At 65.2% G+C, this 20,900-nt stretch carries 20 protein-coding genes and 1 riboswitch; of the genes, 18 read left to right on the plus strand and 2 right to left on the minus strand.

Annotation, left to right across the window (positions count from 1 at the left end; translation table 11 throughout):
* The first annotated feature begins 27 nt into the window (after nt 1-27).
* Nucleotides 28-2,193: a DNA helicase II gene (gene uvrD, locus KUV81_RS14660; protein WP_222544628.1), complete on the plus strand. Its 2,166-nt coding sequence runs from the start codon at nt 28-30 to the stop codon at nt 2,191-2,193.
* 88 nt (nt 2,194-2,281) lie between these two features.
* On the opposite strand, the gene KUV81_RS14665 is transcribed toward uvrD, so the two are convergent.
* Complete coding sequence (locus KUV81_RS14665) at nt 2,282-2,578, minus strand: DUF1496 domain-containing protein (RefSeq protein WP_222544629.1); 297 nt, start codon at nt 2,576-2,578, stop codon at nt 2,282-2,284.
* A gap of 487 nt (nt 2,579-3,065) precedes the next feature.
* Between KUV81_RS14665 and KUV81_RS14670 the strand changes: the two genes are divergently transcribed.
* The 7 genes from KUV81_RS14670 (at nt 3,066) to KUV81_RS14700 (ending at nt 11,576) form a co-directional block, all read left to right on the plus strand.
* A complete protein-coding gene (locus KUV81_RS14670) occupies nt 3,066-3,254 on the plus strand; it encodes a formate dehydrogenase (protein WP_222544630.1) in 189 nt (62 codons plus the stop codon).
* Between the two features lie 17 nt (nt 3,255-3,271).
* Entirely contained in the window at nt 3,272-6,133 is a 2,862-nt protein-coding gene (locus KUV81_RS14675) for a formate dehydrogenase subunit alpha (RefSeq protein ID WP_222544631.1), read from the plus strand.
* Nucleotides 6,134-6,147: 14 nt separating this feature from the next.
* Nucleotides 6,148-6,720 (plus strand): formate dehydrogenase FDH3 subunit beta, encoded by a 573-nt coding sequence (fdh3B, locus tag KUV81_RS14680; RefSeq protein WP_222544632.1) that lies wholly within the window; start codon nt 6,148-6,150, stop codon nt 6,718-6,720.
* A gap of 51 nt (nt 6,721-6,771) precedes the next feature.
* The gene (locus KUV81_RS14685; RefSeq protein WP_222544633.1) at nt 6,772-7,758 is read left to right on the plus strand and encodes a formate dehydrogenase subunit gamma; all 987 of its coding nucleotides are present in this window, start codon (nt 6,772-6,774) and stop codon (nt 7,756-7,758) included.
* 405 nt (nt 7,759-8,163) lie between these two features.
* Nucleotides 8,164-9,498 carry a coproporphyrinogen III oxidase family protein gene (locus KUV81_RS14690; RefSeq protein WP_222544634.1) on the plus strand — a complete coding sequence of 445 codons (1,335 nt, stop codon included), beginning with the start codon at nt 8,164-8,166 and terminating at the stop codon, nt 9,496-9,498.
* 101 nt (nt 9,499-9,599) lie between these two features.
* On the plus strand, nt 9,600-10,442 hold the full coding sequence (locus KUV81_RS14695) for a PfkB family carbohydrate kinase (RefSeq protein ID WP_222544635.1): 843 nt from the start codon (nt 9,600-9,602) through the stop codon (nt 10,440-10,442).
* A 78-nt stretch (nt 10,443-10,520) separates the two neighbouring features.
* Entirely contained in the window at nt 10,521-11,576 is a 1,056-nt protein-coding gene (locus tag KUV81_RS14700) for a GGDEF domain-containing protein (protein ID WP_222544636.1), read from the plus strand.
* A 35-nt stretch (nt 11,577-11,611) separates the two neighbouring features.
* On the opposite strand, the gene KUV81_RS14705 is transcribed toward KUV81_RS14700, so the two are convergent.
* Nucleotides 11,612-13,246: an electron transfer flavoprotein-ubiquinone oxidoreductase gene (locus KUV81_RS14705; protein ID WP_222544637.1), complete on the minus strand. Its 1,635-nt coding sequence runs from the start codon at nt 13,244-13,246 to the stop codon at nt 11,612-11,614.
* Nucleotides 13,247-13,465: 219 nt separating this feature from the next.
* Nucleotides 13,466-13,612, plus strand: a riboswitch (molybdenum cofactor riboswitch).
* Between KUV81_RS14705 and moaA the strand changes: the two genes are divergently transcribed.
* The 10 genes from moaA (at nt 13,600) to KUV81_RS14755 (ending at nt 20,877) form a co-directional block, all read left to right on the plus strand.
* Nucleotides 13,600-14,580, plus strand: coding sequence for a GTP 3',8-cyclase MoaA (gene moaA, locus KUV81_RS14710; protein ID WP_222544638.1), 981 nt, complete (start codon nt 13,600-13,602; stop codon nt 14,578-14,580). (Overlaps the previous riboswitch by 13 nt.)
* Before the next feature lie 32 nt (nt 14,581-14,612).
* The gene (gene moaB, locus KUV81_RS14715) at nt 14,613-15,143 is read left to right on the plus strand and encodes a molybdenum cofactor biosynthesis protein B (protein WP_222544639.1); all 531 of its coding nucleotides are present in this window, start codon (nt 14,613-14,615) and stop codon (nt 15,141-15,143) included.
* Nucleotides 15,140-15,622: a cyclic pyranopterin monophosphate synthase MoaC gene (gene moaC / locus KUV81_RS14720; RefSeq protein ID WP_222544640.1), complete on the plus strand. Its 483-nt coding sequence runs from the start codon at nt 15,140-15,142 to the stop codon at nt 15,620-15,622. The genes moaB and moaC overlap by 4 nt, the downstream gene beginning before the upstream one ends.
* A 17-nt stretch (nt 15,623-15,639) precedes the next feature.
* On the plus strand, nt 15,640-15,888 hold the full coding sequence (moaD, locus tag KUV81_RS14725; RefSeq protein ID WP_222544641.1) for a molybdopterin synthase sulfur carrier subunit: 249 nt from the start codon (nt 15,640-15,642) through the stop codon (nt 15,886-15,888).
* Nucleotide 15,889: 1 nt separating this feature from the next.
* Nucleotides 15,890-16,336 (plus strand): molybdopterin synthase catalytic subunit MoaE, encoded by a 447-nt coding sequence (gene moaE, locus KUV81_RS14730; protein WP_222544642.1) that lies wholly within the window; start codon nt 15,890-15,892, stop codon nt 16,334-16,336.
* 155 nt (nt 16,337-16,491) lie between these two features.
* On the plus strand, nt 16,492-17,763 hold the full coding sequence (locus KUV81_RS14735; protein WP_222544643.1) for a DUF5666 domain-containing protein: 1,272 nt from the start codon (nt 16,492-16,494) through the stop codon (nt 17,761-17,763).
* A gap of 54 nt (nt 17,764-17,817) precedes the next feature.
* A complete protein-coding gene (locus KUV81_RS14740) occupies nt 17,818-18,276 on the plus strand; it encodes a hypothetical protein (protein ID WP_222544644.1) in 459 nt (152 codons plus the stop codon).
* Nucleotides 18,277-18,341: 65 nt separating this feature from the next.
* Nucleotides 18,342-18,869 carry a PepSY domain-containing protein gene (locus tag KUV81_RS14745; protein WP_222544645.1) on the plus strand — a complete coding sequence of 176 codons (528 nt, stop codon included), beginning with the start codon at nt 18,342-18,344 and terminating at the stop codon, nt 18,867-18,869.
* 1 nt (nt 18,870) lies between these two features.
* Nucleotides 18,871-19,548 (plus strand): response regulator transcription factor, encoded by a 678-nt coding sequence (locus KUV81_RS14750; RefSeq protein ID WP_222544646.1) that lies wholly within the window; start codon nt 18,871-18,873, stop codon nt 19,546-19,548.
* A 3-nt stretch (nt 19,549-19,551) separates the two neighbouring features.
* Nucleotides 19,552-20,877: a sensor histidine kinase gene (locus KUV81_RS14755; RefSeq protein WP_222544647.1), complete on the plus strand. Its 1,326-nt coding sequence runs from the start codon at nt 19,552-19,554 to the stop codon at nt 20,875-20,877.
* Nucleotides 20,878-20,900 lie beyond the last annotated feature (23 nt).

The raw sequence follows: 20,900 nt of genomic DNA on the forward strand, positions 1-20,900 counted from the left end.
TTTCAACCTCAAGGTGACCCCCAGCCCATGTCCAGCTCTGCCCTGCTCGAATCGCTCAACGACAAACAGCGCGCCGCGGTTGAAGCGGCCCCCGGCGCCGTCCTGGTGCTGGCCGGGGCGGGCAGTGGCAAGACCCGGGTGCTGACCCACCGCATCGCCTGGCTGATGGAAGACCAGGGCGAGAGCCCCTACGCCATCCTGGCGGTGACCTTCACCAACAAGGCGGCGGCGGAGATGCGCCACCGCATCGAGGATCTGGTCCGGGGGCCGGTCAATCGCATGTGGATCGGCACCTTCCACGGCCTGGCCCACCGCCTGCTGCGGGCCCACTACCAGGAGGCCGGCCTGCCGGAGGGTTTCCAGATCCTCGACAGCGACGACCAGCAACGCCTGGTGAAGCGGATCCTCAAATCCCTGCAGCTGGATGAGAAGCGCTGGTCGCCCCGGCAGGCGGTGGGCTACATCAACGCCAAGAAGGACGAAGGACTGCGCCCCCAGCACATCGACGCCGGCTACCACCCGGTGGAGAAAACCTTCCTGCAGATCTACCAGGCCTATCAGGAGTCCTGCGACCGGGCCGGGCTGGTGGATTTTGCCGAGCTGCTGCTGCGGGCCCACGAGCTGTGGCTCAAGCAGCCCCACCTGCTGCGCCACTACCAGCAGCGTTTCCGCCACATCCTGGTGGACGAGTTCCAGGACACCAACGCCATCCAGTACGCCTGGATCCGCATGCTGGCGGGCAACGGCAGCCACATCATGATCGTCGGCGACGACGACCAGTCGATCTACGGCTGGCGGGGCGCCAAGGTGGAGAACCTGCAGAAGTTCCTCGACGACTTCCCCGGCGCCCAGACCATCCGGCTGGAACAGAACTACCGCTCCACCGGCACCATCCTTAACGCCGCCAACGCCCTGATCGCCCACAACGCGGAGCGGATGGGCAAGGAGCTGTGGACCGAGGGGGCCAGCGGCGAGGCGATCAGCCTCTACTGCGCCTTCAACGAGCTGGAGGAGGCCCGCTACATCGTTGGCCGCATCAAGCACCACCTGGACGGCGGTGGGGCCCTCTCCGACTGCGCCATCCTCTACCGCTCCAACGCCCAGTCCCGGGTGCTGGAGGAGGCGCTGCTGCACCAGAGCGTGGCCTACCGCATCTACGGCGGCCTGCGCTTCTTCGAGCGCCAGGAGATTAAGGACGCCCTGGGCTACCTGCGGTTGATCGCCAACCGGGACGACGACGCCGCCTTCGAGCGGATCGTCAACACCCCGGCCCGGGGGATCGGCGACCGCACCCTGGAGATCGTCCGCGCCACAGCCCGAACCGAGGGGATCACCCTGTGGCGGGCCTGCCAGCGGCTGCTCAACGAGCGGGGCCTGGCGGGCCGCGCGGCCTCGGCGGTGGCCCGCTTTATGGATCTTATCCACCAGCTGGATGAGGAGATCGTCGAGGAGTCGCTGAAGCGCCAGGCGGACCACGTCATCAACCACTCCGGCCTGCGAGCGATGTACGAGGCGGAGAAGGGGGAGAAGGCGGAGGCCCGCATCGAGAACCTCAACGAGCTGGTGACCGCCGCCGGTTCCTTCGAAAAGCCCGACGAGGCGGAGGAGATGAGCGAGTTGAACGCCTTCCTCGCTCATGCGGCGCTGGAGGCCGGCGAAGGCCAGGCCAGCGACAGCGACGACGCCGTGCAGCTGATGACCCTGCACAGCGCCAAGGGGCTGGAGTTTCCCCTGGTGTTCATGTGCGGCGTGGAGGAGGGGATGTTCCCGAGCCAGATGGCCCTGGACGAGGGGGATCGGTTGGAGGAGGAGCGGCGGCTGTGCTACGTGGGGATGACCCGGGCGATGCAGAAGCTGACCATCACCTACGCCGAGTCCCGCCGCCTCTATGGCCGGGAGACCTTCGCCAAGGCCAGCCGCTTTATCCGGGAGATCCCCCAGGAGCACCTGGAGGAGGTGCGGCTCACCACCCAGGTGTCCCAGCCGCGCCAGTACAACCGCTTCAATCAGTCCGAACAGCGCTTTAATGAGAGCGGCTTCAACCTGGGCCAGCGGGTGCATCACCCCAAGTTTGGCGACGGGGTGATCATCAACTACGAAGGCAGCGGCCCGCAGAGCCGAGTCCAGGTGGCCTTCGATGGCATGGGCGTCAAGTGGCTGGTGGTGGCCTACGCCCGACTGGAGGCCCGCTAACCCGCCATGCGGGCCTGCGGCCGCGCACGCTCAAAGGGCCGGGTCCGGCTGATGGGCCGTCACCCGATGGCCTAAACCGGCTGGGGTTCTAGGGCGTCACCTGGATCTTACTCTGGCGCTGCTCCCGCTCCGTCATGGCTCGCCAGATCAGCGACCCGTTGGTCTCGAAATCGTTCTTCGGCAGACAGAACAGCAACTGTCCTCCCACCTCCAGCGGCGCCCCCTCGGAGTACTGTTGCCCCTGGTACCAGCAGGCGCGCACCACCTGGGTGCCGTCCACCACGGTCACCGGCTTGTGGCCGGTGCTGATGATCCGACTGCTGCGGTCGGTTTGGGCCGCCGCGCCAAAGGCCAGCACCAGGGCCAGGCTGATTACCATTCTCATTCCCTTCTCCTTCCCCGGGGCCACACCCCTCGGTGGCGCCCCCATTGCGACATTTTGACCCGACAATCCGGGCCGTTATCCCCTGTTGACCATGCCCGGATCCCCCCGGGTCTGTCCAGTGGAATAGGCGGCCGTTCCTCACCGGGGATTGAACGAGAGCCGGATCACGGTTCCCGCGATTTTGTGCGTTACCTCGGGTCAAAAGGGGGCAACCCCTCCCAAGGCAACAATGCCACCGCAACGCCCCGGCAACAGCAAAACAAAGCACTGATAATGCGACTTGATCTGGCTCAAAAAGCGAACCGATCTCAACTATAACCACAGAAAATGGTGTCCGAGTTCACATTTTTCCCCGGGCCAGTATGGAGAATCTCACCAGCCATTTTCCCATTCGATGGCCTAGAACACCTCGGAAAAACCGATATTCCGTTTCCGCTTTTTCCGATGTTCGTCTTGCCGCGTTGCGGCAAACCAACGAGGAGACCACATGAAACAGAACAAGACCAACCTTGAGCGCCGTGGGCTGCTGAAGGCATTGGCCATGGCCCCGGTGGCCGGCGCAGCCATCGCTGCAGCCCCCGCCGCCGCCAGCGTCGCCACCAGCGCGACCGACAAGCAGGGCTACCGCGAAACCGACCACGTCCGCCGCTACTACGCCGCGGCCCGCGGCCAATAAGGCAGGAGTGAGAACCGATGAAACTGACTCGTAAAGCCAACACCGCGACTCAGGCCGATACCCTGGGCCTGAACCGTCGCCAGTTCCTGAAAAACGCCGGTGTTACTACCGGTGGCATCGCCGCCGCCTCCATGCTGGGCGCCGGCATGATCAAGAAGGCCGAAGCGGCCATCACCGACAACAGCCAGCCGGTAGACGTCAAGCGCACCATCTGCTCCCACTGTGCCGTGGGTTGTGGTGTGTACGCCGAAGTGCAGAACGGCGTCTGGACCGGTCAGGAGCCGGCCTTCGACCACCCGTTCAACGCCGGCGGTCACTGTGCCAAGGGCGCCTCCCTGCGCTACCACACCCACTCCACCAAGCGGGTCAAGTACCCGATGAAGCTGGAAGGCGGCAAGTGGAAGAAGCTGTCCTGGGAGCAGGCCATCGCCGAGATCGGCGACAAAATGCTGGAGATCAAAGAGACCTCCGGTCCGGATTCCGTGTACTTCATGGGCTCCGCCAAGTTCTCCAACGAAGGCGCGTACATGTACCGCAAGCTGGCGGCCATGTGGGGCACCAACAACGTGGACCACTCCGCCCGGATCTGTCACTCCACCACGGTTGCTGGCGTCGCCAACACCTGGGGTTACGGTGCTCAGACCCAGTCCTTCAACGACATCCGCAACGCCAAAAACATCTTCCTGATCGGATCCAACCCGGCAGAGGCGCACCCCGTTGCCATGCAGCACATCCTGACGGCAAAAGAGCGCGGTGCCACCATCACTGTGGCGGATCCCCGTTTCTCCCGGACTGCGGCCCACGCCGACATCCACCTGCCGCTGCGCCCTGGCACCGACATCCCGCTGGTGTACGGTCTGCTCTGGCACATCTTTGAGAACGGCTGGGAAGACAAAGAGTTCATCAAGCAACGCGCCTTCGGCATGGACAAGATCCGTGAAGAGGTGAAGCGCTGGAACCCGGAAGAGGTGGCCAACGTCACCGGCGTTTCCCGTGACGCCGTCTACGCGGCCGCCAAGCACATGGCCGAGCACAAGCCGGGCACCGTGATCTGGTGTATGGGCGGGACCCAGCACACCGTGGGTAACGGCAACACCCGGATCTACTCCATCCTGCAGCTGGCCCTGGGCAACATGGGCGTGCAGGGCGGCGGGACCAACATCTTCCGTGGCCACGACAACGTTCAGGGCGCCACCGACATGGGCCTGCTGTTTGACAACCTGCCGGGTTACTACGGCCTGTCCACCGCCGCCTGGGAACACTGGTCCCGCGTCTGGGAGCTGCCGTTCGAGCAGGTCAAAGGCCGCTTCGACCACAACCAGTACCTGGGTCGCGATCCCATGACCACCCCGGGCATGCCCTGCTCCCGCTGGCACGATGGCGTGCTGGAGGACAAGCAGAAGCTGGCTCAGAACGACAACCTGCGCCTGGCCTTCTTCTGGGGTCAGTCCGTCAACACCGAAACCCGCCAGATGGAAGTGCGTGACGCGCTGGACAAGCTGGAGACCGTGGTGGTGGTGGATCCCTACCCGACCATGGCCGGTGTGATGCACCGCCGCAAGGACGGCGTCTACCTGCTGCCCGCCGCCACTCAGTTCGAGTGCGAAGGTTCCGTGAACAACTCCGGCCGTTCCGCCCAGTGGCGTCAGCAGGTCGTTGAGCCGATGTTCGAGTCCAAGAACGACCTGGAGATCATGTATCGCCTGGCCAAGCACGTGGGCATCGCCGACGCCTGGACCAAGAACATCGCCGTGACCGACCACATGCCGAGCCCGGACGACATCATGCGCGAGTACGCCCGCGGCATGCGCTCCATCGGCTACACCGGCTGGAGCCCTGAGCGGATCAAGGCCCACACCATGAACTGGGGTGACTTCTCCCGCGAGACCCTGGAAGCGCCCGGTGGCGTGAACAAGGGTGAGACCTACGGTCTGCCGTGGCCCTGCTGGGGCACCCCGGAGCAGAAGCACCCGGGCACCCAGATCCTGTACCGCACCGACATCAACGTGAACCAGGGTGGCGGTAACTTCCGTGCCCGCTTCGGCGTTGAGTACGACGGCGAAAACATCCTGGCCGACGGTTCCGCCTCCGTGGGCGCCGAGATCCAGGACGGCTACCCGCAGTTCGACGACAAGATGCTCAAGCAACTGGGCTGGTGGGACGAGCTGACCGACGAAGAGAAGGCCCTGGCCGAGAACCGCAGCTGGTCCACCGACCTGGGTGGCGGCATCGTGCGCGTGGCCCTGGCCCACAACATGGTGCCCTTCGGTAACGCCAAGGCCCGCTGCCGTGTCTGGACCTTCCCCGATGAGATCCCGACGCACCGTGAGCCGCTGTACACCCCGCGTCGCGACCTGATCGCCAAGTACCCGACCCACGACGACATGCAGGTGCACCGTCTGCCCACCCTGTTCAAGACCATTCAGGACAAGGTGATCAGCGACAACCTCGATAAGAAGTACCCGCTGATCGTCTCCTCCGGCCGTCTGGTGGAGTACGAAGGGGGCGGTGAAGAGTCCCGTTCCTGCCCGTGGCTGGCGGAACTGCAGCAGGAGATGTTCGTTGAGCTGCACCCGGCGGACGCCGCCGATCGTGGCATCCGCGATGGCGATGACGTCTGGCTGGAGGGCGCCGAAGGCGGCCGCATCCTGATCAAGGCGATGGTGACCGAGCGGGTTCTGCCGGGCCAGACCTGGATGCCCTACCACTTCGCGGGTGTGATGCACGGTGAAGCCCTGCAGTACCCCGAGTCCGGTGGCGTGAGCACCAAGCCGTACGTGGTGGGCGAGTCCGCCAACACCGCCCTGACCTACGGTTACGACCCGGTGACCCAGATGCAGGAGACCAAAGTGTCCCTGTGCCAGATCGAGAAAGCGTAAGGAGTAACTGACTCATGGCAACCATGAAATTTATGTGTGACACCAAGCGCTGCATCGAGTGTAACGGCTGTGTCACTGCGTGTAAGAACGAAAACGACGCCGCCCTGGAATGGGGCATCCAGCGTCGCCGTGTGGTCACCATCAACGACGGTGTGCCCGGCGAAGCCTCCATCTCCGTCGCTTGCATGCACTGCGCCGACGCCCCCTGTATGAAGGTGTGCCCGGTCAACGTGTTCAGCAAGACCGAAGACGGCATCGTGCTGCACGACAAAGAGCGCTGCATCGGCTGTGGCTACTGCCTGTACGCCTGCCCCTTCGGCGCCCCGCAGTTCCCGAAAAAGGCCGTGTTCGGCTCCAAGGGCAAGATGGACAAGTGCACCTTCTGTGCCGGCGGCCCCAACACCGAGGCCGGCTCCGCCAAGGAGAAGGCCCTGTACGGTGCCAACCGGATCGCCGAAGGCAAGCTGCCGATGTGTGCCGAGCTGTGTTCCACCAAGGCCCTGCTGGCGGGCGATGCGGGCATGGTGTCCGACATCTACCGTGAGCGTGTGGTCACCCGTGGCCACAAAGACGGTGCCTGGGGCTAAGCCCTGATCGGCCGGGGCGGCATGCCGCCCCGGCCAAGCTAAGGAGCATGTATGTTCTCTAACCCAATCAAAGCCGCCCTGGTGGCTTTCTCCCTGCTGTTCTCCGGGCTGGCCCTGGCGAACGGTGGCGAGATCGCGCCTCAGGCGGGGAACGAAGCGGAAGTGCTGTGGCAGGCGATCCAGCAGGGCGCCGAAGGCCGCACCACCTCCGTCAACGAGTTCCACCCCCAGCTGATCAACGCCTACGACGAGCGGATGCTGGACTGGCGTAACGACTGGCTCTCCTACGGCCTGTTCGCTGCCCTGTTCGGCATGATCGCGGTGTTCGTGCTGTTCATCGCCGTCAACGGCATCTCCAAGCTGGAGAAGGGCTTCTCCGGCAAGATGGTGTACCGCTGGTCCAAGGCGGACGTGGCGATCCACTGGCTGGGGGCCATCCCCTGCCTGCTGCTGATCCTCACTGGCCTGGTGCTGCTGTCCGGCAAGTTCATCATTGAACCCCTGCTCGGTCAGGGCGCCTTCTCCGCCATGGCGGCGGTGGCCAAGCCGGTGCACGACTACATGGCAATCCCCTTCATGCTGGGCTGGTTGCTGATGAGCGTGAAGTGGGCCAAGAACCAGATCCCCGCCAAGTACGACATCGACTGGTTTATGGTGGTGGGCGGCTACATCAACTTCGGTCCCTTCAAGGGCAAGCACCCCCACGCGGGCTTTGCCAACGCCGGTGAGAAGCTGTGGTTCTGGGCCTTCGTGATCTTCGGCGCCGTGGTCTCCGTGACCGGCATGATCCTGCTGTTCCCGAACCTGTTCGAGCCCAGCCGGACCCTGAGCCTGATCGCCCTGCTGGCCCACGCCGGCGCGGCGATCATCATCTGTGCCTTCTCCATCGTCCACATCTTCATGGCCACCGTGATGTCCGAGGGCGGCATGGAGTGCATGGTGTCCGGTTACTGCGACGAGAACTGGGCGATCCAGCACCACGACCTTTGGTACGACGAGATCAAGGCCAACGGCACCCTGAAATACCAGCAGAAGTGAACCGGGCCTGAGCCCGACCCACTGCACTGCCAATAAGAGCGCCCCCACCGGGGCGCTTTTTTTGTCCCCAGTGCCCGGGCAGAATCGCCGCCTTTTCCCGAAAGATTGTCGACAGCCCTGGGTCAAAAACCGAACCCAGTTCGTAAATGCGCGACAATCTGTCCCAAAAAAGTTCCGGGTAACACTTTGGCAACACGATGATTTGCTGACCGGATCGCATTTTTGACAATTGGCCTGACCCCTTTGCCCCAGTCTGTGACCCGTCCCCTCCACAGCACCGGATCGAATCCCTATGCTGGGGCCACCTAGCAAGCCGGTTGCCTGATTGCAATCGAACTTGGGTCGATTTTGCACCAATCAGGTCACGCAGGGGCCATCGCCCTCCTGCCACCCACGGGAGCCTTTATGTCATTAGCCGAACGCGCCTTAAACAACGCCGCCATCCGCGACAGCGCCAAGATCACCACGCCGCGCTGGATGCTCGACGGCCTTGAGCACATGATGCAGCACTACACCAAGCGGCATCTGTGTCTCGACACCCAGGCGTGCGACACCATCCCGGCCCCCATGCCCGGCCGCAAGTACATGCTGTACATGCACGTGCCCTTCTGCCACACCCTGTGCAGCTTCTGCACCTTCCACCGTTTCCTGTTCCGTGAGGACAAGGCACGGGCCTACTTCGTGGCCCTGCGCAAGGAGATGGAGATGGCCAAGGCCCTGGGCTACGACTTCGAGGAGCTCTACATCGGCGGTGGCACCACCACGGTGCTGGTGGATGAGCTGGCCCGCACCATCGAGCACGCCCGCAACCTGTTCCCGGGGATCAAGCAGGTCTCCTGCGAGTCCGACCCCCTGCACCTGACCTCCACCGAGTTCACCCAGCTGCATGGCCTGGTGGACCGCCTCTCCGTGGGCGTTCAGAGCTTCGACCGCGACATCCTGGCCCGCACCGACCGGCTGGAGAAATTTGGCGAGCCGGAGGTGGTGTACGAGAAGCTGCTGCGGGCCAAGGACAACTTCCCGATCCTCAACGTCGACATGATCTTCGGCTTCCAGGGGCAGACCGAAGAGGTGCTGCTGCGGGACATGGAGATGCTGACCCGCCTCGGCCCCCGTCAGATCACCACCTACCCGCTGATGGTGACCCACCAGACCCGCAAGAGCGCCAAGGGCAACCTGGCCAACGGTCAGCAGGACGTGCGCAAGGACTACGAACTGATCCTCAACACCCTGAACGGGCACTACGATCAGCTCACCGCCTGGTCCTTCGGCAAGAGCAACGACGAGGGCTTCGACGAGTACGTGGTCAACTACGACGACTACCTCGGCCTGGGCTCCGGCAGCTTCAGCTTCCTGCACGACACCCTGTACGTGAACAGCTTCTCCCTGCGCCGCTACCAGGAGAAGATCGCCAGCGGCAAGATGGGCGTGGAGTCCTCCAAGCACTACAGCCGTCATGCGGTGATGCAATACCGCTTCCTGCTCAGCCTGTTCGGCGGCCGACTGTCCAAGTCCTACTTCAAGGACAACTTCGGCACCAGCCCTTACATCGGCCTGGCGAAGGAGATGGCCTTTATGCACGCCACCGGCAGCGTCAAGCAGGACCCCCAGGATCCCGACAAGCTGCAGGCCACCCCCAACGGCCTGATGATGGGCCTGCTGATGATGAAGAACTTCTACGCCGGCATGGACAACGTCCGGGCGGAGCTGCGCCGACCACTGGGCGCCAACGACATGTAACGCGACGCGGGGGCCTGAGGGCCCCCGTTTTGTGACCCGCGGATGACAAGCCGCCATGGGCAACGGATAATCGGGACACCCTGATGCCAAGAGCCAACCCCATGAGCCGAGTCCTGATCATCGCCAACCTCAACTGTGACCACATCCTGCGCCTCAACCGCCCCTTGAGCTCCGGCGCCCGGATCCACTACGAGGATCTGGGTCACCGCATCGGGGGCGGGGCCACCAACACCGGACTGGGACTGGTGTGGGCCGGCCACCAGGTGGAGCTGGTCAGCCAGGTGGGCGACGACGAACTGGGGGACTGGCTGCTGGCGGAAGCCTGCAGCCTGGGGCTCAACTGCGACCGGGTCCACCGCCTGGCAGGCCCCACCCAGTCGCTGCAGTTGCTGATGGAACCCAATGGCGAGCGCACCATACTGCGCCCCAACCGCCCCCGGCTGCTGCTGCCCCAGCGCATCGACTGGGCCCCGGTGGACGCCCTCTACGTCAACCTCTCCGCGGAACACCTGCCCCGGCTGATGAACGAAGCCCGGCCCCACAGCCTGGTGGTGGCCCAGCTGCCCAAGGATCTGGCCTCCCGCCCCTGTCACTACCTGATCACCTCCCAGGACGATCTGGCCCAGCACGGCCTCTCCCCGTCGTTCGAGTGGGCCCGGGGGATCGCCGGCGACCAGCTGCGGGCCTTTATCGTCACCCGGGGTGCCGATGGCGCCGACGCCTTCACCGCCGAGGGGCAGCATCACCAGGCGGCGGTGCCCGCCCATATGGTGGACAGCACCGGGGCCGGCGACTGCTACGCCGCGGGGCTGATCCACGGCCTGCTGAGCCACGGCGCGCTGCCCCAAGCGATGAACGAGGCCGCCCAATGGGCCGCCTTCGCCGTGTCGGCAGAGAGCTCCATTCCCCCCGTCAGCCTGCGCCGCCATCTGCAATCGGTCTGAACCCGCCTTGACGCTGGTGGGGTTTTGAACCATAACGGGTTAAACTTTCACGCTTTTTAAACGCAACCCAGGGACCCTATGGAACTGGACCCCAGGCCGGTACAGCACAAAGGAATGCAGTGGCTGCTGATGTTTGCCACCCTGGCCCTGCTGGCCAGCTGGCTGCTGTACGAACTTCCCCACGGCCTCGTGCGCCAACTGCCCCACCTGGTGGGCGCCGGCCTCTGCGCGGGCCTTTGGCTGGCCAACCGCGCCGCCAGCCGGCGCCGTCGCTTCGAGCTGGTGGTGGCCATCGAGTGGCAGGCCCTGGTGCTGGGGCTGCTGATGGCCTGGATGCTGGCCACCCGGGTCTACACCGAGCCGGCCCACGTCTTTCCCCTGTTCTCCGCCTACGTGATGTTCGTGATGGCCACGGTGCTGGGCCTGCACAGTGCCGACAGGGCCCTGCTGCTGTGCATCCTGCCCTCCACCCTGGTGCTGCTGTGGCCCAATCAGGCCCCCTGGTGGCAGGAGGCGGCCACCCTGACCATCGCCCTCTACCTGGGCCTCTCCACCCGCCGCCAGCTCAACCTGTGGATGCGCATGAGCCAGGCCCAGCTGCGCCAGAACCGGCGATTGCTGGAGAAGTTTCGCACCCTCTCCAACCAGGACCCCCTCACCGGCCTGGCCAACCGCCGCTATCTCGAACAGCGGCTCGATCAGGCGGTGGCCGAGGCCAAGCGCACCAAGGGGGCCCTGGCGCTGATCCTGCTGGATGTGGACTACTTCAAGCGCTACAACGATCACTTCGGTCACCAGGCCGGTGACGAGTGCCTCAAGACGGTGGCCCAGATCCTGCGCCAGTCCAGCCGCCGCCAGTCGGACATCCTGGCACGCCTGGGTGGGGAGGAGTTCGTGCTGTTGCTGCCCGCCACCGATCGCCGGGGCGCCCTGCGCCTGGCCCAGGAGATCGAGACCCGACTCAAGGACGCCGGCCTGCCTCACCCGGGCTCCACCATCTCCCCCCGGGTCACCCTGAGCCAGGGGGTGGCCCAGTGGTACCCGGGGCTGTCCGCCCAAAGTTTGCTGCACCAGGCGGACAAGGCGATGTACCAGGCCAAGCTGTCCGGCCGCAACGGGATCCAGGCGGCCTGAAACCAAACAGCGCGCCCAAAGGCGCGCTGTACTGATCACATGTTGGGGTAGTTGGGCCCACCGCCCCCTTCCGGGGTCACCCAGGTGATGTTCTGACTGGGATCCTTGATGTCGCAGGTCTTGCAGTGCAGACAGTTGGCGGCGTTGATCTGAAGCCTTGGCTCCCCCGCCTCCTCCACCATCTCGTACACCCCCGCCGGGCAGTAGCGCTGCGCCGGCTCATCGAACTGCGCCAGGTTCACCGTCACCGGGATCGCCGCGTCCGTCAGCTTGAGGTGACAGGGCTGATCCTCGTCGTGGTAAGTGTTGGAGAGGAACACCGAGGAGAGGCGATCAAAACTCAGCTTACCGTCCGGCTTGGGGTAGGCGATCGCCTCATAATCGCCGGCGGGCTTGAGCTGGGCGTGATCCAGGTGATTGTCCTTCAACGTCAGCGGCAACTGACCGCCAAACAGGTTCTGATCGATGAAGTTGAATGCGCCCCCCAGCAGGCTGCCGAACTTGTGCATCGCCGGGCCGAAGTTGCGGGAGCGGTACAGCTCATCGAACAGCCAGGATCCCTTGAAGCGGGTCTCCATCTCCTGAAGATCCTCCCCGGCCTGACCGCCATTGGCCAGGTGATCCGCCACCAGCTCCGCCGCCAGCATGCCGGATTTCATCGCCGTGTGGCTGCCCTTGATCTTGGCGAAGTTCAGGGTGCCGGCGTCACAGCCGATCAGCAGGCCACCGGGGAAGTGCATCTTGGGCAGGGCGTTGAAGCCCCCCTTGGCGATGGCCCGGGCCCCATAGGCCACCCGCTCGCCGCCCGCCAGGTGGGCCGAGATCACCGGGTGGGTCTTGAAGCGCTGGAACTCCTCGAAGGGGTTCAGGTAGGGGTTGTCGTAGTTGAGATCGACGATAAGGCCCACCAGCACCTGGTTGTCGTCGCCGTGATAGAGGAAGCCGCCGCCGGAGGCGCCGTGCTCATCCAGCGGCCAGCCGCCGCTGTGGATCACCTTGCCCGATTGGTGCTGCCCCTCGGGCAGTTGCCAGATCTCCTTGAAGCCCAGACCGTAGTGCTGAGCGGTGCGGCCGGCATCCAGGTTGAAACGCTGGATCAGCTGCTTGCCCAGGTGGCCACGGGCACCCTCGGCAAAGAGGGTGTAGCCGGCGCGCAGCTCCATGCCCGGCATGTAGCCGTCCTTCTCACTGCCGTCCAGGGCCACCCCCATGTCACCGGTGATCACCCCGCGGATGGCGCCCTCCTCCTCGATGAGCGACGCTGCGGCGAATCCCGGGTAGATCTCCACCCCCAGCGACTCCGCCTGCTCCGCCAGCCAGCGACACAGGTTACCCAGGCTGATGATGTAGTTGCCCTGGTTGTGCATGGTCTTGGGGGTCATCCAGTTGGGGAAACGACGTCCCCCGTCGGCCTTGAGCATCCAGATCTCGTCGTCGCTCACCGCCGTGGTGAGCGGCGCCCCCTGTGCTTTCCAGTCGGGCAGCAGCTCGTCCAGGGCCCGGGGCTCGAACACCGCCCCGGATAGGATATGGGCCCCCACTTCGGACCCCTTCTCCACCACGCAGACGTTCAGTTCGGCGTTGCGCTGCTTAAGCCGGATGGCGGCGGACAGCCCCGCCGGGCCGGCCCCCACCACCAGGACGTCAAACTCCATCGACTCGCGTTCCATTCCTCTTCCTCGTCGGCACGCCCTCTCTCACGAAGGGCTTACGTTTACGTTACCGTCAGCTTACTGAAAAAGTGAGCAAGTTCACAGTGGAGGCCGTATGAGAGGGGAAACCCGGTGAAAGCCTGTGTGGCAACCGGGGGCAACAGAAGAATCAGCTCACGGCCCCGACCGGAAATGTGATCCAGGCTGATTGTTCAAGGGGCTGGCTATACTTTACACTGCTAGCAGTTGTGAACCGAGCCCGTCGGCGCCTAAGTCCAGAAACGGATATGGTTGGCGGGCCGTGGCGATAGGGCCACCGGGGTAGGCCGAGAAAGTCGACCTGCCTTCCTCTGTTTTAGGAAAGGTGACACATGCGAGAGCTCCAAGACCGATTCGGCCGCAGCTTCCACTATCTGCGCCTGTCGATCACTGACGCCTGCAATTTCAAATGCCAGTACTGTCTGCCTAACGGCTACCATCCCGACGGCAAGCCCCGATTTATGACGCTGGAGGAGATCCGGCGGGTTTTGCTTGCCTTCGCCCAGGTGGGCACCCGCAAGGTGCGGATCACCGGCGGCGAACCCACCCTGCGCAAGGACTTCGAGGCGGTGGTCGATCTGGCCGCCAACACCCCCGGGGTGCAGCGGGTGGCCACCACCACCAACGGCTATCGCCTGGCGGAGCACGCCAAGGCCTGGCGCCAGGCAGGCCTGTCCCAGATCAACGTCTCCGTCGACAGCCTGGATCCCGTGCAGTTCCAGCGCATCACCGGCGACAGCCGCTTCGATCTGGTGATGAAGGGGATCGACACGGCGCTGGCCGAAGGCTACGACAAGGTGAAGATCAACGTGGTGCTGCTCAAGGAACACAACGGCGATCAACTGCCGCTGTTCCTCAACTACATCAAACACCAGCCGGTGGATCTGCGCTTTATCGAGCTGATGGAAACCGGCCTGCACCACGACTATTTCCAGCGCCACCATCTGCCCGGTGCGGTGATCCAGCAGCAGCTGGAGCAGGCCGGCTGGACCCTGGATCCCCGCGGTCCCGACGACGGCCCGGCCCTCAACTACAGCCACCCGGATTACGCCGGTCGCATCGGCCTCATCATGCCCTACGCCAAGGACTTCTGCGCCACCTGCAACCGACTGCGGGTGTCCGCCATCGGCAAGCTGCACCTGTGCCTGTTTACCGAGGCCGGCATCGAGCTGCGGGACCTGCTGGGCAGCGACGAACAGCTCGCTCCCCTGGTGGCCCGGCTGCACGCCGCCCTGGGCCAGAAACACGAAACCCACTACCTCCACGATGGGAACGCCGGGGCCACGCCGCACCTGGCCTCCATCGGCGGATAAGCATAAAGAGCCAACCACAGAGACACCGTTTTATGGGACACCTTTCTCAAGCCAACTTTGTACCGCTGAACATCGCGGTACTGACCCTGTCCGACACCCGCACCTGGGAGAACGACAAGTCCGGTCAGTTCCTCGAGGACAACCTCAAGGAAGCCGGCCACCTCCTGGCGGACCGCCGCATCATCAAGGACGACAAGTACCAGATCCGCGCGGTGCTGTCCGAATGGATCGCCTCCGACAAGGTCCAGGTGATCATCACCACCGGCGGCACCGGCTTCACTGAGCGAGACTCCACCCCGGAAGCGGTCTCCCCCCTGTTCGACAAGCAGATCGAAGGGTTCGGCGAACTGTTCCGCCACATCACCTACCAGGAGCTGGGCACCAGCACCGTGCAGTCCCGGGCCATCGGTGGCATGGCCAACAAGACCGCCATCTTCTGCCTGCCCGGCTCCACCGGCGCCTGCCGCACCGGCTGGACCAAGATCCTCAAAGAGCAGCTGGACGCCACCCACCGTCCCTGCAACTTCGTGACGCATTTGAAAGAGGTCAAGAACGACGCATGAGCGGTTTTACCCACATCAACGCCCAGGGCGACGCCCACATGGTGGACGTGACCGAGAAATCGGTCACCGAGCGGGAGGCCCGCGCCGAGGCCACCATCGTCATGGCCCCGGACACCCTGGCCATGATCATGGAGGGACGCCACCACAAGGGTGACGTGTTCGCCACCGCCCGCATCGCCGGCATCATGGCGGCCAAGAAAACCTCGGATCTCATCCCCTTGTGTCACCCGCTGATGCTGACCAAGGTGGAGGTGGATCTGGTGGCCGAGCCGGAGCACCATCGGGTGCGGATCCAGTCGGTCTGCAAACTGGCGGGCCAGACCGGGGTGGAGATGGAAGCCCTGACCGCCGCCTCCGTGGCCGCCCTCACCATCTACGACATGTGCAAGGCGGTGCAGAAGGACATGGTGATCGAAGGGGTCCGCCTGCTGGAAAAGCGGGGCGGAAAATCCGGCCATTTCAAACATGACGCGCAGTAAGCCAGAGGCCAAGACGCATGATTAACGTATTGTTTTTTGCACAAATTCGCGAAGTTACCGGGGTCGACAAGCTGGCCTTTGACGCCACCGATGGCCTCACCGCCGACGCCCTGCGCCAGCAGCTGCTGACCCGGGGCGACAAGTGGCGCCTGGCCCTGGAGGACAAGAACGTCCTGGTGGCCATCAACCAGACCCTGTCCGGCTGGGAAACCGAACTGAAATCCGGCGACGAAGTGGCCTTCTTCCCGCCGGTCACCGGAGGTTGAGATGATCGCAGTACAAACCCAAGACTTCAGCGTCGCCGAGGAGTACGCCAAGCTGGCGGACAACCCCGGTTGTGGCGCCGTGGTCACCTTCGTCGGCAAGGTGCGGGACTTCGGCGACAGCCGGGGCGTCAGCGCCATGACCCTGGAGCACTACCCGGGCATGACCGAAGCCGTACTGGGCCAGATCGAAGCCGAGGCCCGTCAACGCTGGCCGCTGGACGAAGTCACCATCATCCACCGGGTGGGTGAACTGGCCCTGTGCGACCAGATCGTCTTTATCGGCGTCTCCAGCGCCCACCGCAAGGCAGCGTTTGACGCCTGCGAGTTCCTGATCGACTTCCTCAAGACCCGCGCGCCGTTTTGGAAGAAGGAAACCAGCCAGGAGGGCAGCGTCTGGGTCGACGCCAAAGACGCCGACAGCCAGGCCGCCGAGCAGTGGGCCCGCTGAGTCCCACCCGCTGAAACAAGGGAGCCTGATGGCTCCCTTTTTGTTGCCCGACGTCCGGCGAAGATGAACAAAGTTTCATCCCCCCGCCACCTTGGGCTTAGGGGCCCGGTACTAGAGTGCGTCCATCAACGATCCCTTATCCGTCAGAGAACTCGATGCACAGATTGCTCCTCCCCGCGCTGCTGGCCACCACCCTGGGCGCCTGCGGGTCCGATTCCGCCCCCGACGCCCGCCCGGAGAGCACCACCCTGCCCGCCGTCATCCAGGGCCCCCTGACCCGCGTCGACGGCACCGACCTCATCTTGCTGAACACCCAAGTCCCCGCCGGGCAAGCCCATGTGGAAATGGCAGACCAAGGCGCCAGCCTATCGGCGCTGAAGCCCGGCATGGTGGTCACCGTCCAGACCGACGGCCATCAGGCCATCGAGGTGGACTACGACCCCCTGCTTCGGGGGCCGGTGAGCGAGCAAAGTGACACCCGCCTGGTGGTGGCCGGCCAGACGGTCTGGACCGACGCGGCGCGCCAGCACGCCCCGGGCCGCTGGGTGGAGATCAGCGGTCACTACCAGGGCAACGGCATCCAGGCCAGCTACGTCGGCGCCAGTGACCCCAGTGCCGAGATCCAACTCGAGGGGCAGCTGACCCAGCTAGACCGGGAGGCCAAGCGCTTCCATCTCGGTCCGCTAAGCGTGGCCTATCGCCACGCCGCCGTTGACGGCCTCCTGACCGAGGGGGGCTGGGTGGAGGTGTCGGGCACCCTGGATGGCTCTGAGCTGGTGGCCTCGGAAGTGGAGAGCGAAGCCGGGCCGGACCACGACTCGGCCGACCGCCTGACCATCAGCGGCCTGATCAGCTGGGTCAACCAGGACGCCACCCTGATGATCCTGAACCAGCAGTGGCCGGTGGCCCTGGACTCGCGCACCGAGTTTGAGCACGGCAGCCCCGCCACCCTCACCGTCGGTCAGTGGGCGGAGGTGGAGGGCCGCTGGCAAGCGGAGGATCGTCGCCTGCTCGCCACCGAGTTGGAGCTGGGGATCGGCGACGCGCCGGCCCCGGCGCCCCAACCGGGGTTCGAGGTCACCGGGCGGGCCCAGATCGATGCGGGCCAGCTGACCCTCAACGGCATCCCCCTGGTGCTGGCCCCCAACGCCCAGTTCGAGGATGGCCTCAACCACGTCACCCTGGACGGCGAGTGGGTGGAGCTGGAGGGCTATCAGCAAGACGGGCAGTTCCTGGTGATGGAGCTGGAGCGCGCAGACCCGGGCCCCACCCTCGAGCTGGAAGGCCCGGTCACCCGGGATCCCGCCACCCTCTGGGGCTACGACAGCATCGACGACAGCCTGGCGATCTACGCCGGCCAGTGGGTCAAGCTGAAGTGCCAGTACGGCGGTGCGGAGATCCTGAGCCAGTGTGTCCTTAACCCCTGATCCCCCAGTCCCGGCCCGCCGTTCGGCGGGCCCCAATCACCACAAGGAGCCATCATGATGCCCAATGCCCATACCCTGCTCGGCCTGAGCCTCACCCTGCTCGCCCTGACCCCGGCCCAGGCCGCACCGCTGCAACTGGCGCTGCCCGCCCAACCCTTCCACGCCGAAGGACAGGTGCGTTACCAGAACGGTCAGCTGCACCTCAACGGCACCGAACTGACATTGACCGACGCCACCCGCTGGGAGGACGGCCTGACGCCCCAACAACTGGATGGCCAGTGGCTGGAGATCGAGGGCCAGCGTCACGGGGACAGCTACGAGGTCAGCGAACTGGAGCGGGACAGACCGGAGGCGGAGATCGAGCTGGCCGGCTGGGTAGCCCCGGATGGCACCCTGTGGGGCTACCGGGCCAGTGACACCAACCTAGGCCACCTGGTGGGGCGCAGAGTCGCCCTGGAGTGCCGTCGGGATCCCCAGAGCGGCTGGCTCAGCGATTGCCGCCCCGACCACTGAACCCCTCGTCATCCACGGCCCTGTGGTAGAGTGCATTCAGGGCCGCCTCGCAACCAAAAGTGACTATGAAACACCTGATCTGGCTACCGCTTTTCCTTCTGGCCTTTCCCGGCTGGGCCGCCTCCGAGCTGTACCTTCAGCTGGAGAAGAACCCGAGTCCGGCGCCCTTGACCATACTCAAGCAGGTGGAGCGGGACTACGGCCACCAGGGCCAGGTGATTGAGTTCGAGCTGGAGCTGGAGGCGGGTGCCATCACCTACGAGGTGAGTCTGGCCGCCCCCGAGCGGGGTCAGACCCTGGAGCTCAAGCTGGATCGGACCGGCGGGCTGCTGGAGAAGGAGTGGGAATCCGACGAACTGGACGACGAGTCTGAGCGCGTTGCCCTGAGGGCCCTACGCAACCGACCAGGCCGCTTCGCCGATCTGGTGGCCCTGGCCATCGCCGGCCAGGAGGGGTTCCTGCTCGAGGCCCAGCTGGATCACAACATCGGCATCAGCTACCTGGAGGTGGAGCTGCTCACCCCCCAGGGCAAACGCAAGCTGGCGCTGGACCTGGACACCGGCGAACGGCTCCCGATCCTGCAGTGGGACTGATATGAAGATCCTGATCATCGAAGACGATCCGACCAACCGTCAGTATCTGACCAAGGGCTTTACCGAGCAGGGCTACGTGGTGGACAGCGCCGAGGACGGTCAACAGGGGCTGATGCTGGCCACCACCGAGCCCTATCGGCTGATCGTGCTGGACCGCATGCTGCCCAAGCTGGAGGGGCTGGCCCTGCTGGCGGCCCTGCGGGCCACCGGCAACACCACCCCGGTGATCATCCTCTCGGCCCTGGGGGACGTGGACGAGCGGATCGCCGGGCTACGCGCCGGGGGAGACGACTACATGGTCAAACCCTTCTCCTTTGCCGAGCTGCTGATCCGCGCCCAGCGCCTGATGGCCCGACCCAGCCCCGACAGCCACCCCAATCGCCTCACCCTGGCCAACCTGGAGCTGGATCTGCTGGCCCACAAGGCCCGGGTGGAGGGCCGTCCCCTGACCCTGCAGCCCAAGGAGTTTCAACTGCTGCGCTACCTGGTGGAGCACCAGGGCCAGTTGCTGACCCGCACCCTGCTGTTCGAGTCGGTGTGGGATTACCATTTCGATCCCGGCACCAACGTCATCGACGTGCACATCGCCCGGCTGCGCAAGAAGCTGCAGGAAGCGGGCGCCCGGGTGCGCATCGAGACGGTGCGTGGCGCCGGCTACCGGCTCGGCCCGGCCGACTGACTCATGGGCCTGGCCACCCCCCGCAGCAGTTCGGTCTGGCGCCTGACCCTGGGGCTGGCGGCCCTGACCGCCGCCATGCTGCTGGTCACCATGATCCTGCTCTACCAGATGCTGCTGGGGGCCCAGCAGCGCCAGATCGATCGCCAGCTCAACGCCGAGGCCTTCCAGCTGGTGGAGCTGTCGGAGCAGCTGGATGAGGACAACTTTGCCGCCCAGGTGGCGGTGCTGGCCCAGGAGAGCTCGGTGCTGATTGCCTGGCAGGGCCCCGAGGGGATGGTGGGCTCCTTCAGCCTGCTGCCCAACACAGTACCGCTCCTGCCTCGCACCGCCCCTATGCCGGTGCTGGATCCGCGGCGCAATACCCTGGTGCGCTTCACCGCCGGTTACGCCGAGACCCGCTACGGCAAGGTGATGCTGGCGGCCTCCACCCAACAGCTCAACCGCTTGATGGAGCAGTTTGTCCGCACCGCCGCGGTGGCCCTGGGGGCCACCCTGCTGCTGACCCTGGCCCTGGGTTACCTCTTTGCCCGCAGCCAGCTCAAGCGACTGCACCGGTTCAACCGGCTGGCGGAGGCGGTGGAGCAGGGCCAGCTCGACGCCCGCCTGCCCAACAAGCGCCCCGGCGACGAGTTCGATCAGTTGGCCCGCCACTTCAACCGGGTGCTGGACAACCTCACCGCCAGCCTCGACACCGTGCAGGGGATCAGCGACAACATCGCCCACGACCTGCGCACCCCCATGACCCGGCTGCGCCTGGGGCTGGAGCGGCGACTGGCGGCGGACCCCAGCCTTGGCCAGGAGCTGGAGCAACTGGACACCATACTGGCGACCTTCGACGCCATGCTGAGCCTGACCCGGTTGGAGAAGGGGCAGCGCACCCTGGAGCACCGTCCGGTGCCCGCCGTAACCCTGGTGGCGGACGTGGTGGAGATGATGCAGCCGGCGGCGGAGCTCAACGGCCAGTCTCTGGTGGTGGCGCCGCCGGTCTCCGGGGAACTGGTGGGGGATCGCAACCTGCTGTTCCAGGCCCTGTTCAATCTGGTGGACAACGCCATCAAGTACGCCGGGGCCGGCGCCACCATCCGGATCAGCGCCGACGCCCAGGGCCTCACCGTGGCCGACAACGGCCCCGGGGTCAGTGCCGATGAGCGGGAGAAGCTGACCCAGCGACTCTACCGGGGGGACAGCAGCCGAACCCAGCCGGGACTGGGGTTGGGGCTGGCCATGGTCAAGGCGATCGGCCACGCCCACGGCGGCACCCTGCGCTTGGAGGACGCCGGGCCGGGATTGACGATCACCCTGAGGTTGCCACCGACAGCCACACCCTGAGCATCAGCCGCTATAATGGCCGC

It is taken from the genome of Ferrimonas balearica (assembly GCF_019802085.1).
GTDB classification, from domain to species: domain Bacteria; phylum Pseudomonadota; class Gammaproteobacteria; order Enterobacterales; family Shewanellaceae; genus Ferrimonas; species Ferrimonas balearica_B.

Coding starts and splice junctions, on each gene's coding strand:
- uvrD (WP_222544628.1), top strand. CDS start 28: ATGTCCAGCTCTGCCCTGCTCGAATCGCTCAACGACAAACAGCGCGCC.
- KUV81_RS14665 (WP_222544629.1), bottom strand. CDS start 2,578: ATGAGAATGGTAATCAGCCTGGCCCTGGTGCTGGCCTTTGGCGCGGCG.
- KUV81_RS14670 (WP_222544630.1), top strand. CDS start 3,066: ATGAAACAGAACAAGACCAACCTTGAGCGCCGTGGGCTGCTGAAGGCA.
- KUV81_RS14675 (WP_222544631.1), top strand. CDS start 3,272: ATGAAACTGACTCGTAAAGCCAACACCGCGACTCAGGCCGATACCCTG.
- fdh3B (WP_222544632.1), top strand. CDS start 6,148: ATGGCAACCATGAAATTTATGTGTGACACCAAGCGCTGCATCGAGTGT.
- KUV81_RS14685 (WP_222544633.1), top strand. CDS start 6,772: ATGTTCTCTAACCCAATCAAAGCCGCCCTGGTGGCTTTCTCCCTGCTG.
- KUV81_RS14690 (WP_222544634.1), top strand. CDS start 8,164: ATGTCATTAGCCGAACGCGCCTTAAACAACGCCGCCATCCGCGACAGC.
- KUV81_RS14695 (WP_222544635.1), top strand. CDS start 9,600: ATGAGCCGAGTCCTGATCATCGCCAACCTCAACTGTGACCACATCCTG.
- KUV81_RS14700 (WP_222544636.1), top strand. CDS start 10,521: ATGGAACTGGACCCCAGGCCGGTACAGCACAAAGGAATGCAGTGGCTG.
- KUV81_RS14705 (WP_222544637.1), bottom strand. CDS start 13,246: ATGGAACGCGAGTCGATGGAGTTTGACGTCCTGGTGGTGGGGGCCGGC.
- moaA (WP_222544638.1), top strand. CDS start 13,600: ATGCGAGAGCTCCAAGACCGATTCGGCCGCAGCTTCCACTATCTGCGC.
- moaB (WP_222544639.1), top strand. CDS start 14,613: ATGGGACACCTTTCTCAAGCCAACTTTGTACCGCTGAACATCGCGGTA.
- moaC (WP_222544640.1), top strand. CDS start 15,140: ATGAGCGGTTTTACCCACATCAACGCCCAGGGCGACGCCCACATGGTG.
- moaD (WP_222544641.1), top strand. CDS start 15,640: ATGATTAACGTATTGTTTTTTGCACAAATTCGCGAAGTTACCGGGGTC.
- moaE (WP_222544642.1), top strand. CDS start 15,890: ATGATCGCAGTACAAACCCAAGACTTCAGCGTCGCCGAGGAGTACGCC.
- KUV81_RS14735 (WP_222544643.1), top strand. CDS start 16,492: ATGCACAGATTGCTCCTCCCCGCGCTGCTGGCCACCACCCTGGGCGCC.
- KUV81_RS14740 (WP_222544644.1), top strand. CDS start 17,818: ATGATGCCCAATGCCCATACCCTGCTCGGCCTGAGCCTCACCCTGCTC.
- KUV81_RS14745 (WP_222544645.1), top strand. CDS start 18,342: ATGAAACACCTGATCTGGCTACCGCTTTTCCTTCTGGCCTTTCCCGGC.
- KUV81_RS14750 (WP_222544646.1), top strand. CDS start 18,871: ATGAAGATCCTGATCATCGAAGACGATCCGACCAACCGTCAGTATCTG.
- KUV81_RS14755 (WP_222544647.1), top strand. CDS start 19,552: ATGGGCCTGGCCACCCCCCGCAGCAGTTCGGTCTGGCGCCTGACCCTG.